We start from the raw sequence: 15,736 nt of genomic DNA, 5'->3' as shown, positions 1-15,736 counted from the left end.
AAAGACGTCCTCAACCTGTCACGTCCCTGAACCTGCAAAAAATAGCCCTTCCCTCTCGCAGGAAAATAGTGATGTAATACTATAACAAAACATTTCAGGCTTTTCGTTCGTGAAATCTTCTACGCGCTTGACCCAAAATATCGCAGCTTCGGCCCTCGCGCAGTCAGCAGGCAAACGCGTGCTGATTTCCATATGCATGCTCGCGCTGCTGTGGATCGGCATCGCTTGGGCGGTAGCGATTCCATGAGCGCAGCCATCGACCTGCATGACCTGACCGTCACCTACGAACGTCGCCCTGCCGTGCATCATGTGAGCGGACGCTTCGCTCCCGGCAGCCTGACGGCCATTGTCGGGCCCAACGGCGCTGGCAAATCCACCTTGATCAAGGCTATTGCCGGCACCTTGAAACCCGCTGAAGGCCGGGTTGATCGCGGCACGCTTGCCACCCGCCACATTGGTTATTTGCCCCAGGCTGCGGAGATCGACCGCAGTTTCCCGCTCAGCGTTGCCGACACCGTATTGATGGGCGCCTGGCACCGGTTGGGGCCATTTCGTGGCGTAGGACGCAAACAGGTCGAGCAAGCGCAAGAAGCCTTGCTTGCTGTAGGACTCGAAGGTTTCGAGCAGCGCAGCATCGGTTCCCTGTCGTCAGGTCAGTTTCAGCGGGTGCTGTTCGCGCGCCTGTTGTTGCAGGACGCTTCGGTGATTTTGCTGGACGAACCCTTTACCGCCATCGACGCCCGCACCACCCGCGATCTGCTCAAGCTGATCAGCGGCTGGCACGGCCAGGGACGCACCGTGATCGCGGTGTTGCACGACATCGAACAAGTGCGCCAACACTTTCCGGACACGCTTCTGCTGGCAAGGGAAACCATCGCTTGGGGCAGCACCGCACAGATTTTGCACAGCGACAATCTACGTCGCGCCAAGAACATGGCTGAGCATTGGAACGCCGACGCACAGCCGTGCGACGTCAATGAGGGGGATGCGCTGTGACGATTTATCAGGCGCTGATCCAGCCCTTTGTCGAATTCGGGTTCATGCGTCGAGCCTTGGTAGCGTGCCTGGCGCTGGGCATCGGCTCCGGCCCGGTGGGCGTTTTGTTGATGCTGCGACGCATGAGTCTGGTGGGTGATGCGATGAGTCACGCGGTGTTGCCCGGCGCGGCGGTCGGCTTTTTGTTCGCAGGTTTGTCGCTACCGGCGATGGGCTTCGGCGGGCTGATCGCGGGACTTGCGGTGGCATTGCTGTCTGGGCTCGTCAGTCGCTTTACCACGTTGCGCGAGGACGCCAGCTTCGCCAGTTTTTACCTCACTTCACTGGCGGCAGGCGTGCTGATCGTGTCATTGCATGGCTCCAATGTGGACCTGCTACACGTGCTGTTCGGGACTATTTTGGCCATCGATAACCAGGCCATTTTCATGGTGGGCGGCATTGCATCCTTCACCCTGATCCTGCTTGCGCTGATTTATCGGCCGCTGATTCTGGAGTGTTTTGATCCTGGTTTCCTGCGCGCAGTGGGCGGGCGCGGCTCGCTGTATCACGTGTTGTTCCTGCTGTTGGTGGTGCTGAATCTGGTAGCAGGTTTCCAGGCTCTGGGCACTTTGATGGCTGTCGGCATGATGATGCTGCCGGCCACAGTCGCACGATTCTGGTCGAATTCTCTGACTGGCATGATCGTGATTTCCACCGTGGTCGCCACGCTGTCGGGCTTCATCGGGCTGGTTGTCTCCTACCACGCCAGCGTCGCTTCCGGCCCGGCCATCGTGCTGACGGCCAGCGCGTTTTATCTGTTCTCACTGTTTTTCGGGCGCAGCGGGTTTCTGCGACGGCTGCTTCCGAGGGTTCACCTGTCCGGCTGATTGTTCTCTTACACAAAGGAAATCACATGAAACGTCTTACGCTTCTGACAGCCTCCGTGCTGTCGGGTCTGGCACTGTCGTGCCTGACGCTAACGGGTTTGGCCAATGCTGCCCAGGCAAAAACCCTGGAAACCGTTGCCTCGTTCACGGTCATTGCCGACATGGTGCAGAACGTTGGCGGCGACCATGTCCACGTCACTTCGCTGATCGGGCCCAATGGCGATCCGCACGTCTACGAACCGACACCTAATAATGCACAGTCCCTGAAGAAGGCCGACGTGGTATTCGTCAGCGGCCTGCATCTGGAAGGCTGGCTGGATCGGCTGATCACAGCGTCCGGCTATAAAGGCGATCCAGTGGTGCTGTCCAACGGCATCATGACCCGCAGCATGGAGGAAGACGGCGAACGAATTACAGACCCTCATGCCTGGAACAGTGCCGTCAACGGCGTGGTCTACGTACGAAATATCATCGCTGCTCTGCAGAAAGCGGACCCAGCAAATGCAGCGGATTACAAAACCAATGGTGATCGCTACATCAAGCAACTGCAGGACATGGACGCGTATGCCCGTACGCAGATTCAGTCGATCCCGAAAGCTCAGCGCAAGGTGCTGACATCCCACGACGCTTTCGGATATTTCGGCGATGCCTATGGTGTGACGTTCCTATCACCGTTGGGTTTTTCCACCGAAACAGAGGCCTCGGCTGCGGACGTGGGCAAGTTGATCAATCAGATCAAACAGGAGCACGTCGGCGCGTACTTCTTTGAGAATTCCGGTGATCCGCGCCTGGTGCAGCAAATCGCCAAGGCCAGCGGCGCGCATCCGGGAGGCGAGTTGTATGTCGAGTCGCTGTCCCCGGCAGACGGCACGGCAGCTTCCTACGTGCAGATGTTCCGATACAACGTCGACAAGCTGACCGCTGCAATGAAAAAGCAGTAATTGCCCACGGGTTTAAGGGATTTTGCCGTGCCTTCGTCCCGGAGGTAGAGACAGAGCGCCAGGCACCGAATGTATGCCTGTATGCTGCTCAACTGGCTCATCGATACCACCGGGACGCTTCAATGAATCAACTTTCGTTTGCGCCGTTTCAAAGTCTGGCCGAGCGTTTGCTACCGCACACCGTGGCTGAGAAGGTAGACGGTTCCCACGACGAATCGCATCTGCATCGGGTTTGGAGCAACGTTTGCGCCATTCGCGACAAGGAAGGCGGCGACCACGAAGTATTGCTTGCCGCAACGTTGCTGCACGATTGCGTGTCGGTGGAAAAAAACTCCAAATTCAGGTCCAGCGCCTCTCGCCTGGCCGCCGCGAAGGCAACCGAACTGCTGTCAGAAATGGGCTGGGATGAAGAGCGAGTCGCCGCTGTCGCCCATGCAGTGGAAGCGCATAGCTATTCGGCAGCGATCACCCCGACAACCCTTGAAGCAAAAATCCTGCAGGACGCCGACCGGCTCGATGCCCTCGGGATGATCGGCGTCGCGAGGTTGTTTTACATCGCCGGACGCATGGGCAGTCGCCTGTATGACGTCACCGACCCCCACGCTGCAAACCGCCCTCTGGACGACAAACGCTTCGCCGTCGATCACTTCAAGACCAAGATATTCGGGCTGTCGGAAGGTTTTCAGACCGCTACCGGCGCTGAGTTGGCGCAGATTCGGCACGCACGGGCGGTGCGTTTTGTCGATGAGATGATGGACGAGGTCGGCGCAGGTCACTAACGCTCCCTGATAAGCCTTGTAAACAGTTTCCCACCCGCCCTTCACGCCAGTTTCCTACCCTTGGACGACGCGCTCAGGTCTTGAGCGCGATTAAACCTTGTCATGGAGATTGTGCAATGAGCACTCGAGACACAAGCGTTGCGGAAGAGGTGTTGGTGGTAGCCCCGGATATTGCGCCGGGCTATCTGGTGGACGCGATCCAGGCCGAGATTCTGCGGGCAGAGTCAGTGCTGTTGCTGATATCGGGCCAGTTCAATGGCGCTGACGATGGCAAATGGTCGGATCAGGTGATGTCCTCGGCGGTGTGGGCAGTTCAAGGACATTTGGGGATTTTGAAAACACTGGTCAATCACGGCTATCGCACGTCCAAGGCTGAGCTTTGCGAAGGTCGTGACGAGTAATCTCCACAAAAGTGAAATATTTCTAACCGATGTCACAAAGACATCACGCAAGCACTTTATAACCAATGTCTCCGGTGTATTCGACGATGGGATTGGTTCGCAGTGAAAACGTTATTGCCTCGATTACTCGCTCGCCCTGCCAAGCCGACTTTGTTGCGGCGCCTGAAAATCACCCAGCGGCTGGTGCTGTGTTTCAGCATCACGGCGTTGCTGATGGTGGCGCTGGGGGTGTTCTGTCTGCAACAGATGCAGAGCATCCGTGATCAGGGCGAAGCAGTTGAAAGTGGCACGTTACCCAGCATTGCGATGGCCGACGCCATCGCAATCGATCTGATCAAGCTACGCGGCGAGAGCGCTCGTCTCATCGCGAACGCTGACGATCCGGGAGCGGTAGTTACCAGCAAGATTAACGTCGAACAACTCAAAAATGAAGTCGAAAAAAGCTTCAGTGATTACCTGGCCCATGCCACCGACAGCACCGAACGTGACTCAATCACTGCGCTGCAGGACGCCTACAAAGCTTTCATGCCAGGGCTGCACGATGAGATTGCACTGATCGAACAGCGCAAACTTGACGATGCACGCATGCTGCTCAATACCACGCTGAGCATGCAGGGCGATTTGATGGACATGCAGGTGCAGCTATTGCGTGAGCTTAATAAGCAAAGCGCGTCAGCCGCAGTCGACTCGGCCGGTAGCCGCTTTCAGCAAACACGCATCATCGCCGTCAGTGCGATTGTCGTGGCTTTGGTGCTGACTCTGCTGCTGGCCTGGCGTCTGAGCGTGAGCATCATAGGTCCGGTGCGTCATGCTTTGCAGATTGCCAGCACGATTGCTGATGGTGATCTCAGTCCTCAGCGAATTCCTGAAGGTAAAGACGAAACGGCGCAACTGCTGATGATGCTTGGGCGGATGCGCGGCAATCTTCACGGCACCATCGAACAGATATATGCGGCGGCGACCCAGTTGACGCAGTCGGTCCAGGAAATGGGCGCCATTGCTGAGGCCAGCGCGCAAAACCTGCAACTGCAAAACGATGAAATCGAGCAGGCCGCCGTGGCGGTCAATCAGATGAGCCAGGCTGCGGTTGAAGTGGCCGACAACGCCAGCAACACTTCGACCGAATCCCAGGCGTCCAGCGAGGCGGCGGCCGAAGGTCGTGATCGACTGTCGGGCACCATTGAGTCGATCAAGGAACTGACCGGCAACGTGCTGGACTCATCGCATCAGGCTGAAGGTCTGGCCGAGCGCACGCTGAGCATCAGCAAGATTCTCGACGTGATTCGCGCGATTGCCAATCAAACTAACCTTCTGGCACTCAACGCAGCCATCGAAGCGGCTCGCGCCGGAGAGGCGGGACGGGGTTTTGCGGTCGTGGCAGATGAGGTGCGGTCACTGGCACAGCGCACCAGCGCATCAACCGCCGAGATTGAAGGCCTGATCAACGGCGTACAGAGGAGCACTCAAGAGACCGCCGAGGCGTTACGCGTGACCGCCGCGCAAGCCAGCCTGACACTGGAGCAGGCGGCTGCGACGAGTCAGGCGTTGACCGTGATCATCAGCTCCACCTCAACCATCAGCGATCGAAATGTGCTGATCGCCAGCGCCGCTGAGCAGCAAGCCCAAGTGGCCAACGAGGTTGACCGTAATCTGAGCAGCATCCGGGATCTGTCGACGCAATCGGCTTCGGGCGCACAACAGACGACAGTCGCGAGCAATGCGCTGTCGATGCTCGCTACCGATTTGAACACCATGGTTCAACGCTTCGTGCTGTAAACAAAGTTCTGTAGGAGAGAACCTGTTCGCGAGACGGCATCAGGGACATAGCCTATCGCCCGTCTCGCCAACAAGTTGGCTCCTACAGATTTAACGCGCCGATTACTCCCCCAGCGGACGCAACCGATACTGCGGCGGCAATTGATCAAAGCCGCTGATGGTCGCGTTGAGGCTTTTCCAGCGACCGTCCTTAATGCCGTAGATGCAGCCATGCACCGACAACTTTTGGCCGCGATGCCACGCGTTCTGCACGATGCTGGTGTGGCCGACGTTGGCCACTTGCTGAATCACGTTCAGTTCGCAAAGGCGATCAACCTGTTCCTCTTCGGTCGGCAACTTCGCCAGCAACTCGCGATTTTCGTAATACAAATCGCGAATAGAGCGTAGCCAGCCGTCGATCAAGCCCAGCTGACGATTCTGCATCGAGGCCCTGACGCCGCCGCAACCGTAGTGGCCCGTGACGAGGATATGTTTGACCTTGAGCACGTCAACCGCGTACTGAATCACCGACAGGCAATTCAAATCGGTGTGCAGCACAACGTTGGCGACGTTTCGGTGAACGAACAAATCACCGGGCAGCATGCCGACGATTTCATTAGCGGGAACGCGAGCGTCTGAACAGCCGATCCACAGGTATTCCGGGGTCTGCTGGCGCGCCAGCTTGGCGAAGAACTCGGGGTCCTCTTCTTTGATAGCAGCGGCCCAGCGTTCGTTGTTGTCGATCAGGTCTTGTAGCTCGTTCATGGTTGATGCCTCGAAAATGATGCTCAGCTATGACTGGCGCTCGACGTTGCGGGTCACGCCCTTTTTGCCACTATCCCTTGGGCCAACAAAAAGGAATCTTCAAGAACATGGTCGGTCCACCTTACTAAGGCCCCACATAATGAGGAATTCGCCATGACTGATGAACGCCGCCCGTTTGGTGCAACCCAACCTGAACCCATCGATGACAACGAAGACCGGATGGGCTCGATGGAAGAGCTGAACTTCAATGATAATAACGAACCCAGTGGTCGAATCGGTGACACCATCCCGGCCGACGAACTGGATACCCTCCTCCCCGATGAACGCGTGCGCGAGGCTGGCCTGACCGGTGCTTCGACTGCCGATCATGAACCGACCGATGATGACATGAGCCCGGAAACGCTGATCGATGAAGACGGTGGCCGATCTGCTCGTGAAGCAGGTGAAGGCGGTCCGGCAGACTTTGATCTGAGTATCGTCGATGAGGACGAGATTGGCGCAGGCGGTGGTCTGGATGAAGAAGAGCTGGCCATTTTCGATCCGCTGGATGGCAAGCCGTAGGCTGCTGAGCTAAACAGGTCCCGCGCCTAATCCAGCAAGGTGCAGGCCATGACCAGTGCGTCTTCCCGCCCGCCAATCGCAGGGTAGTAATCACGACGTCGGCCTATCTCGTTGAAGCCATAGCGCTCATACAGACGATAGGCCGACTGGTTGCTGGCACGAAGTTCGAGAAAGCACTCGCGGCCGTTTAGTTCATAAGCCCGCTTCATCAGCCTGTCCAGGAGCAGCAATCCAAGGCCACGACCTTGGCTTTCAGGTTTGACTGTGATGTTGAGCAGATGGGCTTCGTCGATGATCACGTTGATCACGCCATGCCCCACTTGCTGCTCGCCCTCGAACATCAGCCATATCTCATAAGACTTCAAACCATCCAGAAAGATGCCCCGTGTCCACGGATGGCTGAAGGCTGCGTATTCGATCTTCAGGACGGCGTCGAGATCGGCCTCAGTCATGGGGCGAAACGTTACTGCATCACTCATTTACATTCTTCCAACGTGGCATCAGTCGGCGCATGGCTTTCCAGACGTCGGCCTTGCGCGGTGGTTCGTCCATTAAAAGTTCGAGCCCTGGCAGCGCCCAGGCAGAACCCAGGCCTTCAACCTGGAGTTCCCGATTGTAGGATTCGGCGTCTACTTCACCGGCAAATTTCAGCGACGGCAGTCCGATCAGCCACAGCATGCTGCAGGGCGCTTCTTCAAGACGGGCGAACAGAAAGCCTTGAACGAAATCCCGCGCAGCTTCCGGTCCTTGATCCATCTGCCCGCGCACCAGTAACGGCCAACGCACCGGCTCGCCAATGATCTGAGGGCTGTCTGGCAGACCGGCGGCGCGCAGCATGTCCTTGAGCAATAAATAAGATGGATCGCGACTTTGGAAGGGCTCGCCAGTGGCCAATTCGACCAGCAGCAGGCAGTTGCCAGCGCGCAGCAGTTGCAGGGCAAAACGCGGTGGCGCAATGGCAGGCGCTTTGACCACCGATGGCGCGGCGTCGTCTTCTATGGCAGCAGACTTTAGCGCGGGCTTCGTGATGGCCGACGGACGCGGCACTTCGATCTTCGGCCGCTCGACAGTCCGTGTTATCGGCGCACTAATTGGCGGCGTCGAATCGGCAACGCTTGGCGCATTCACCTCTACGACAGGCGCGTCGAGCAGTACCGGCAGCGGCGCGAGCAATTCCGGGCGCGAGGGCGCAGCAAAGGGCAGTTCGGTGCGCGGCAGCCAATTGACCACCTGCATGGCGGTCATATAAGCGCGGCGGCGGGACTCGTTGAGCAAAGGTCAGCCACCTGTGGATAAGTTAGGCGGGCGATTCTACAGACCTTCGTCGCCTCGCGCCGCAGTTGATCGACCGAGAGTGAAATCCATCCCCGGCTATGCAGTACAATTGCGGCTTTTATTCGCTAACCAGCCGGCCTTCCCATGATCGAACCTAAGCGCGTCCTGCGCGCCCTTGCCGAACACTGGGCGCTCCTTGAGCCTCTGTGCGAGCATTTTGACCAAGGCACTTTGAGCCTGAGCGAATTGCGCCTGCAATTGGCGGCCCAGCAATTGGAAAGTACGCCCCAGGACATTACTCACCTGCTGGATGTGTGGATCCGCCTCGATATTCTGGTGCCTGTGGCTAAAAGCCCTAACCGTTTCGAGCTGAACGCGCAGATTCACGACTTTCTGTCCTACCTGCGACGCGAGCACCGCCTTGGGCTGTGCCTGGAAATCGAAGCCTATCTGCGCCATCTGGAGCGACTGGCTGGTTATATTCAGGACGCGTTCGATGTCCGAGACGCCAACGACCTTGCCCGTCAGTTGCGCTTGCTGGATATGCGCGTGCGCGACGTCCTGAAGAAGCTCGCGAACGATGAACAGGCGCTTGTGTCGGTGGCTGAGCGTGCGAAAACCAGCGACCGGCAAATACCGTTGCGTCAGCGGTATGCCGAAGTACTGGCGACCTGGGACGAATATGTCGAGCCGATGATTCAACTGGTCAACGCCGATGGTGCGTTCGAGCAAGGCGTTCGCAAGGTCGAAAACGTGTTGCTGCGCATGCTGACCGATCAGCAACGTCTAGGCCACTTGGTCGATGACGACATGCTGCTGCGCACCCACGCGCGAATCCTGGAAATGCAGACTAGCGCGCAACTGACTTTGCGTCATGCTCGCGAACTGCTGCTGCCGCTGCGCGAAGAGGCCCGTCGCCATAACGCTGTGACTCGGGGCGCTGCTTTGGCGCTCTCGGCCATACGGCGCAAGGGGATCGATGCGGTCCCCCAAGCGGCGATGCCAATGTTCACACGTCCGCAAAGCACGTTTCTTGGCAGCGCGAATCAGGTCGAGGCCTATGTCTACGCTTTGGCGCGTTTCGAACCCAAACCAGCGCGATTCCCCAAAGCTAGCACCACGCGAAAAGGCGAGCCGCCGCGCGCGCCACGCACCGTCAAAGAAATGCTAGAGCGTTGCGAAGACGCGTTGCCGATGCCGGATTTGATGGTGTGGCTGCTTGAGCAGGAACCCACCGGCGCGACGGACGAATTGCTGTACTGGTTCTCGCGCCTGTCGCGGGACAAGCGCTTCCAGCGCGAACGTCTGGAGCGCCGCGAATACTTTACTCAGGAGCACCGGGTCAGCCTGCGCTCTTTCGCCCTGCTCTCTAGTCGAGACGTCACCCCAGAGAATTCAGAGGGCACCGCCCATGCATCTTGATCTATCCGAAATGTCCCAGTTGGCGCCGATCTTCCGCGAGCTGTTCAAGGGCTATCACATCAGCCGCCGTGATCCTGAGCTGTATGCCCAGCTGTCCAATTCCCAGGATCAATATCGAACCCTGTTCAAAGCGTTGGGCTTTGAATTGGTGTGCGACACACGCGGGTTCTATTACTTCGTGCCTGATCTGGCTGCGGCTCAAGTCAACAAGACGGCGCAGCGACTGGCGTTGTTCACGTTCATTCTGGTTGAACACTTGGCCGACCAGGGCCGTGATCCCGTCGCCGTGCTCGATGGCGGCAGCTTGGGCCGAGAAGAACTGCCTTCGTTGCTGGAAAAATATCGTGACCTGTTCCTGCAGGCCGAGGTCCAGACCCAGGAAGAGCTCGAAGAAAAAATCATGCGCCGCATGACCCAACTGGGTTTTGCCAGCGAAGAAATGGGCGTATTTCGCTTTTTGCCGCCAATGCATCGATTCCTCGATGTCTGCCTGTCCGTCCAGCAGGACCGCGATCTTGCAGCCAGCCTGCACAGCGATTTGCCGCTGCCAGCGCCGATACTGATCGATGATGACAGCGACGAAAAATTGCTTGAGACCGGCGATCCCCTTGATCTTGCCGAGTTCGACGACGTCGAACTGACCGAAGAGCAGGCGCTAGCCCGCGCGATCGCCGAAGAACAGGAGCTAGACGTATGAGCCAGGAACGTTATGGCATCCGCCGCTTCGCCTTGCTGAACACGGCCGGATACAGCCTGGGCCTGTTCCCGCTGGAACACCCGCTGTCGGTGTATGGCGCGAACAACCTGGGCAAGAGCGCTTCGATCAACGCGTTGCAATTCCCGATTCTGGCGCGTATGTCGGACATGAGTTTCGGCAAATACACGCTGGAACAATCCCGCCGTTTCTACTTTGCAACTGACACCAGCTACATCTTGGTAGAAGTCGCACTGCCCCATGGTCCTCACGTCATTGGCGTGGTGGGTCGCGGACCGGGCGGCGGTTTCGGTCACCAGTTCTTTGCCTACGCGGGCAAGCTGGATCTGGCGCACTACCAGAAGGATGACACCTGCCTGCGACAGAAAGAGCTGTTCAGCAATCTGGAAGCCCAAGGCCTGAAAGCCTATGAGTTGAAGCCGGACGAACTGCGTCGCTTGCTGGTCGGTGGCCACACTTCGATCCCGCTGGATCTGACGCTGATCCCGTTGCGTTCAACCAGCGAACAGAGCCTCAAAACTTTCCGCGCGTTGTTCATCAATCTGCTGCACATGCGCGAAATTACAGCAGCCAAACTTAAACAACTGTTCCTCGATGCGTTCGAGCACAGCTTGCGCTCTGGTAGCGTTGATTACATCGCGGCGTGCGAAGAAGCCTTCCGCGACGTACGACGCATGGAGCAGGACTACAACGCCCTCGTCCTCGCAGGACCATTGGTTGAAGCCTTGGCCAATGGCGTTCGGCAACGGGAAGTGTTGCGTGGCAAATTGCATCGTCTTTCGCCGCTTCTGGATTCGTTGCTTGGGACGTGGCAGGACTACTCCAACGCGCGCAAGGAAGAGTTGGTCATTCAAGCTGAGCATTACCGCGGCTTGCAGGATGAACTGCAAAACGATCAGCGCGGTGGCACTCAGGAGCTGATGCGCTTGGAGCGCGAGATCAGCGGCATTCAGCGCTGGATCGGTGAACTGGCTGTGTTGAAGAATCGCTTCGCGCTGGTCGACAACGTGCGTGTTCTTGAGCAGCAACTACTGGCGGCCAAAGATGCCCATGATGAACTGGCCGGTGCGTTGGCGCAGTCACGGCAATTCAGCGCTGAGGATCTGGAGGAGCGTCTTCGTGATCTGGAAAAACGCCTAAAGTCGGTGAAACAGCAACTCGATCATGCGGACAACAACAGCTATGCACGCCTGCGTGAAGAGTTTTCGCAGCCGGATGTCGAGCGCTTGATGCGCCTGTTCAATAGCGCGCTTTTTAGCCTGCCGTTGGGTGAACAGGGCATTGCTCTGGATGACGGTGACGCATGGGTGAAATCACTTGAAGCCATCCTTGATGGATTTAAGGGCGAGCGTTTTGAGGTGCCTGGGCTGTCGATCAATCTGTCGCAGATCGAGCCTCCGGCGCTGCAAGCGTTGGCTGACCGTGCCGCATTGCGAGACCAGAAAGAGCGTCTTGAAAAAGAGCTCAAGCAGTTGAAAACCCAGCAGGCCGTGGCGGCTGACCGCGCTGCGAGCAAGACCCAGACTGAAGTGCTGTATCAGCAAGTGCTCGATGCGCAGAAGGCGCTGGAAGATTTCCGCCGTTCGCAGACATTGGCGGCCGAAGAGCCAGAGAAGCATGAGCAACTTGCGCAAATGGAAGCGGCTCAGGACGAGCTGAAGCGTTCGTCTGATGCGTTTACTGAACGGGTCCAGCAGCTGTCCGCCAAGTTGCAACTGGTCGCTCGCCAGATTGGCGACCTAGAGTCCAAGCAACGCACGCTGGACGATGCATTGCGTCGGCGTCAGTTACTGCCAGCCGACATGCCGTTCGGCGCACCGTTCATGGAAGCCGTGGACGACTCGCTGGAGAACCTTCTGCCTTTGCTCAATGACTATCAGGACAGCTGGCAGGGCCTGCAGCGTTGCGACGGGCAAATTGAAGCGCTGTATGCACAGGTTCGCCTTAAGGGTGTGGCCAAATTCGACAGTGAAGACGACATGGAGCGCCGTTTGCAGCTGTTGATTAACGCGTATGCGCATCGTCAGGATGAGGCGCTTACTCTTGGCAAAGCGCGTCGTGCAGCCGTGACCGATATCGCGCGTACGCTGCGTAATATACGCAGCGACTACGACAGCCTTGAGCACCAATTGGCTTTGTTCAACCGCGAGATAAACAAGCGTCAGGTTTCCAACCTCGAAAGTTTCCGCATCGTCTTGGCACCTAATAAGGAGGCGCTCAAACATATCGACCAGATCATTCACAGCGCTGGCCAATATGAAGAGGGTGAAACGCTGTCAGTGTTTGACCTGAACCAGAGCGCAGATCAAGACAACAAGAACGAAGAAGCCAAGGAATACCTGGCTCGCCTGGTAGCCGCTAATCACAACCAGTTGGGATTGAAAGATCTCTTTGAGTTGGCGTTCGAGATTACCAAGGTAAACGGTCAGCCGGTTATTCACACCGATATCGATGGTGCAGCTTCAAACGGCACCACGATGACCATCAAAGCGCTTACGAACATGTACTTGCTCTTGCATTTGATGGACCGTGAGCAAGCCGGTCGTATTCGTCTTCCTTACTATCTGGATGAGGCTGCGGACATTGATGAGAAGAACCAAGCCGCATTGCTGGAAACCAGCCTGCAGCTAGGCTTTGTACCTATCCTGGCAAGCGTGAAGCCACAAGTATCTGCCCATGTGGCGATTGATCTTGAGGGTGGTAGCGGGCCGGCCGGGATTTACATTGATGAAGCAGACTGGAAGTACATTCAACGTCGGGATGAAGTAGTTAAAACCAAGATTGCCGCAATGGTGGAAGAAGCTGCTGAATGACTTGAACCAGGGCGTTTCTGGAAGGCCGCATGAAGATGCGGCCTTTTTTATGGCCTGTATTTTGTAAGCGTCCGGGCATCCCGTCTTAGGTAACTGAGCCGGTTGCCACCGATGCAGCAATAACCCCCTGATTTCACTCGCCCGGTGCGTCGGTCTCAGCGTATCCGCCCGGTGGAGTCCTCTAGAGCACCCTGAAAAACTATGGTATCCGTCCGGTGTTTGGGCGAGTCGGCGAAACAGGGTGACTCGTCTTCTCGCCTGCTCCACCGGAGAGCGCGCTAAACCTAGGTCAGGTTCAACCCGCCGTCTGACAGGAGTATCTCCCCGGTTAAGTAGTCTGACTCGACCAGCATTACGACCGCTTTTGCGATGTCGTCCGGGCTAGCGGCTCTACGCATAGGTGCGCGAGTTCGCCACAACTCCTGGGCCTCTGTCCACTCTGCGGTCAGAGGCGTGTCGACTAAGCCGGGCGCCACAGCGTTTACGCGAATTTCTGGTCCAAGCGATACCGCGAGCAAGCGGGTCATGTGATTAAGCGCAGCTTTGCTTACTGCATAGGGAATCGATGCGCCCTTAGGACGGATACCGGCATGCGAACTGATGTTTACAACGCTACCTGCTCGACGGTAACGGGCGGCATCGCGTAATGCCGACTCGGCCAAAGCGACCAAGTGGAACGGCGCAACGACATTAACCTCGTTAAGTTCGTGCCACACCCTCGAACTGGCAGAAGCCAGGTCGCCGTGCGGAATGACCCTGCTAATACCGGCGTTATTGACCAATACGTCGAGCTGCCCCCACGCCGCGATAGCCTCGTTAACAAGCCTGGCCCTGTCAGCTTCGAAAGCAAGATCAGCTTGCACGTAAATAGCCTGCTTCATTTCGGCAACCATAGCGCGTCCCGTATCCGCAGAATTTCGCGAATGGAGTACCACCGCGTAGCCTGCCCGGCTTAGTGCGCGTGCAATGGCCGCGCCGATACCGGAAGTCGATCCTGTAACCAACGCCACGCGCAATACGTTATCCATTTTCGGATTGGGTTTCATATGGATATCTCGAATTGGCTGCTAGAGAGCCATTACCGTAGCACCAAGCAGGCAACGTCGGCGTCAGGCGGTCACGATAGGCAGGTACCCGCATGGGCCGCTACCCGTGATGAGGTAGAGAAGCGGATGGATGGAGCCCTCAGTGCCGTTGGCAAGCTGCCGCGCCACCAAATTAGTTTGAAGACCATAGTCCGGAACACGGTCGTCACCGAGTTGCCACAAAATGCATTCTGGACGGTGGCCATGCCAAGCGCCCTTTAGGTCACGTATAGCGAAAGGCTTACACGCTTTGGAGAGTAATGGCCGTTTCCTGGCATCGAAATCTCGATCAAGCTAAGGCCATCAACTGAAGTGCAGGAAGCGCTTCAGAGGTCACGGATGATCACCATTGCCCAGGAGGCTACCGACAGGATGTTGGAATGGTTTTGATAGCAAAGAACCCGCTTCGGCGGGTTTTTTAATGTCTGCGATTTGCCCAACCATGGTCAGGAATCATTAGGCGGAAAGAATATCCACAATGTAGATCCATCGTAAGCGTCCGCTTAGTCATCTTGAATGACTTAGGCAGCCCACGAACTTGCCGATGCCTTCCACTGCAACGAGTTGCATTGCCTGATGAGCCTTCATGAAGAAGTTGTAGCGACCCTCGTCAAGCCCTAAGCCAGGCATTACTAACATTTCCATGAAGCACACTGGGCGAATAATGGCCGCTGTGATAGGTAGGGTGCGGATATGTGCTTCGATATGAGCCTTACTATCGAAATGGCCCATGCCCGTTGGCTTTTCGCTTACGGCTCCCCCGAACTATAAGCAAAATTGATCGTTTCGAGGCGGTGGATCTTCTGACCCATCGAGCCGACCTGAGAAAGCAACTGCAAGGCCTGTTCGGCCAGGGCACGTAGCTGTTCTGGGTGAAGGCACCGCACGCGCCAACCCGCTGCCAAGGCAAACCCAACACTAGGGTTTGAAGCTGCTCGCTATCGAGTTCTACCTCCAGACCTCGATGGATGCAGGGCCAGTGAAACTCGCCTTGATTTAACCGTCGTGCGGCAAGCCAGATGCCTACGCCGTCGTGCACGCGCACTGTCATCCGGTTGGCAGGGCGGCTGGCAAAAAGCGCAGTGCGGCTGGACGAGTTGGGCTTCAAATAGCCTAGGGTATGAGGTTCTTTGGCGCATGGAAATCATGGAGATCAGAGAGATGGTGTTCGTATATTTTTAGGTGGACACCGTCGCCCTTATGGTTGGGATCGAGCAGGTGAATTGGCCGGACGCTTACTGTGTTTAGACATGTATAGGCGAGCTTAAGTATTTACCGAGCGCCCAAAACAAAACCCCTCACCGCGTAAGCGATGAGGGGTTTCGGAATTTAATCTTGACGATGACCTACTCTCACATGGGG

The 15,736-nt window shown here is 57.0% G+C and carries 14 protein-coding genes and 2 pseudogenes; 11 read left to right on the top strand and 5 right to left on the bottom strand.

Annotation, left to right across the window (positions count from 1 at the left end; genetic code table 11):
* The first annotated feature begins 243 nt into the window (after positions 1-243).
* The 7 genes and pseudogenes from ACWKV9_RS18375 to ACWKV9_RS18345 all read left to right on the top strand — a co-directional run bounded on the left by ACWKV9_RS18375 (position 244) and on the right by ACWKV9_RS18345 (position 5,759).
* Positions 244-996 (top strand): metal ABC transporter ATP-binding protein, encoded by a 753-nt coding sequence (locus tag ACWKV9_RS18375; RefSeq protein ID WP_483837557.1) that lies wholly within the window; start codon positions 244-246, stop codon positions 994-996.
* A gap of 44 nt (positions 997-1,040) precedes the next feature.
* Positions 1,041-1,862, top strand: coding sequence for a metal ABC transporter permease (locus ACWKV9_RS18370; RefSeq protein WP_483837730.1), 822 nt, complete (start codon positions 1,041-1,043; stop codon positions 1,860-1,862).
* Between the two features lie 26 nt (positions 1,863-1,888).
* Positions 1,889-2,803, top strand: a complete 915-nt coding sequence (locus tag ACWKV9_RS18365) for a metal ABC transporter substrate-binding protein (protein ID WP_483837556.1) — start codon at positions 1,889-1,891, stop codon at positions 2,801-2,803.
* A 122-nt stretch (positions 2,804-2,925) separates the two neighbouring features.
* The gene (locus ACWKV9_RS18360; protein WP_483837555.1) at positions 2,926-3,582 is read left to right on the top strand and encodes an HD domain-containing protein; all 657 of its coding nucleotides are present in this window, start codon (positions 2,926-2,928) and stop codon (positions 3,580-3,582) included.
* Between the two features lie 116 nt (positions 3,583-3,698).
* Entirely contained in the window at positions 3,699-3,983 is a 285-nt protein-coding gene (locus tag ACWKV9_RS18355) for a hypothetical protein (protein ID WP_483837554.1), read from the top strand.
* A 102-nt stretch (positions 3,984-4,085) separates the two neighbouring features.
* Positions 4,086-4,664: pseudogene (locus tag ACWKV9_RS18350) on the top strand (MCP four helix bundle domain-containing protein); the annotation flags it as partial.
* A gap of 216 nt (positions 4,665-4,880) precedes the next feature.
* Positions 4,881-5,759 carry a methyl-accepting chemotaxis protein gene (locus ACWKV9_RS18345; protein WP_483837729.1) on the top strand — a complete coding sequence of 293 codons (879 nt, stop codon included), beginning with the start codon at positions 4,881-4,883 and terminating at the stop codon, positions 5,757-5,759.
* Positions 5,760-5,861: 102 nt separating this feature from the next.
* Here ACWKV9_RS18345 and can read toward each other — a convergent pair whose 3' ends face one another.
* The gene (gene can, locus ACWKV9_RS18340; protein ID WP_483837553.1) at positions 5,862-6,503 is read right to left on the bottom strand and encodes a carbonate dehydratase; all 642 of its coding nucleotides are present in this window, start codon (positions 6,501-6,503) and stop codon (positions 5,862-5,864) included.
* Positions 6,504-6,656: 153 nt separating this feature from the next.
* Between can and ACWKV9_RS18335 the strand changes: the two genes are divergently transcribed.
* Entirely contained in the window at positions 6,657-7,064 is a 408-nt protein-coding gene (locus ACWKV9_RS18335) for a serine kinase/phosphatase (protein WP_483837552.1), read from the top strand.
* Positions 7,065-7,090: 26 nt separating this feature from the next.
* Here the strand turns inward: ACWKV9_RS18335 and rimI are convergent, their stop codons facing one another.
* A complete protein-coding gene (gene rimI / locus ACWKV9_RS18330) occupies positions 7,091-7,543 on the bottom strand; it encodes a ribosomal protein S18-alanine N-acetyltransferase (RefSeq protein WP_331188093.1) in 453 nt (150 codons plus the stop codon).
* Positions 7,536-8,339 (bottom strand): energy transducer TonB, encoded by an 804-nt coding sequence (locus ACWKV9_RS18325; protein ID WP_483837551.1) that lies wholly within the window; start codon positions 8,337-8,339, stop codon positions 7,536-7,538. Before ACWKV9_RS18325 ends, rimI begins: the two co-directional genes overlap by 8 nt.
* A gap of 144 nt (positions 8,340-8,483) precedes the next feature.
* Between ACWKV9_RS18325 and mksB the strand changes: the two genes are divergently transcribed.
* Genes mksB through mksF form a run of 3 tightly spaced genes read left to right on the top strand, consistent with a single transcriptional unit; the run spans position 8,484 to position 13,289 of the window.
* Positions 8,484-9,761 (top strand): Mks condensin complex protein MksB, encoded by a 1,278-nt coding sequence (mksB, locus tag ACWKV9_RS18320; RefSeq protein ID WP_483837550.1) that lies wholly within the window; start codon positions 8,484-8,486, stop codon positions 9,759-9,761.
* Positions 9,751-10,458, top strand: coding sequence for an Mks condensin complex protein MksE (mksE, locus tag ACWKV9_RS18315; protein WP_483837549.1), 708 nt, complete (start codon positions 9,751-9,753; stop codon positions 10,456-10,458). The genes mksB and mksE overlap by 11 nt, the downstream gene beginning before the upstream one ends.
* A complete protein-coding gene (mksF, locus tag ACWKV9_RS18310; protein WP_483837548.1) occupies positions 10,455-13,289 on the top strand; it encodes an Mks condensin complex protein MksF in 2,835 nt (944 codons plus the stop codon). The genes mksE and mksF overlap by 4 nt, the downstream gene beginning before the upstream one ends.
* Positions 13,290-13,573: 284 nt before the next feature.
* On the opposite strand, the gene ACWKV9_RS18305 is transcribed toward mksF, so the two are convergent.
* Positions 13,574-14,317 (bottom strand): SDR family NAD(P)-dependent oxidoreductase, encoded by a 744-nt coding sequence (locus ACWKV9_RS18305; RefSeq protein ID WP_483837728.1) that lies wholly within the window; start codon positions 14,315-14,317, stop codon positions 13,574-13,576.
* Positions 14,318-15,278: 961 nt separating this feature from the next.
* A pseudogene (tnpB, locus tag ACWKV9_RS18300) lies at positions 15,279-15,482 on the bottom strand (IS66 family insertion sequence element accessory protein TnpB); the annotation flags it as partial.
* Between the last annotated feature and the right edge of the window lie 254 nt (positions 15,483-15,736).

The organism is Pseudomonas corni (assembly GCF_057128765.1).
This window is presented reverse-complemented; position numbering and strand designations above follow the sequence as displayed.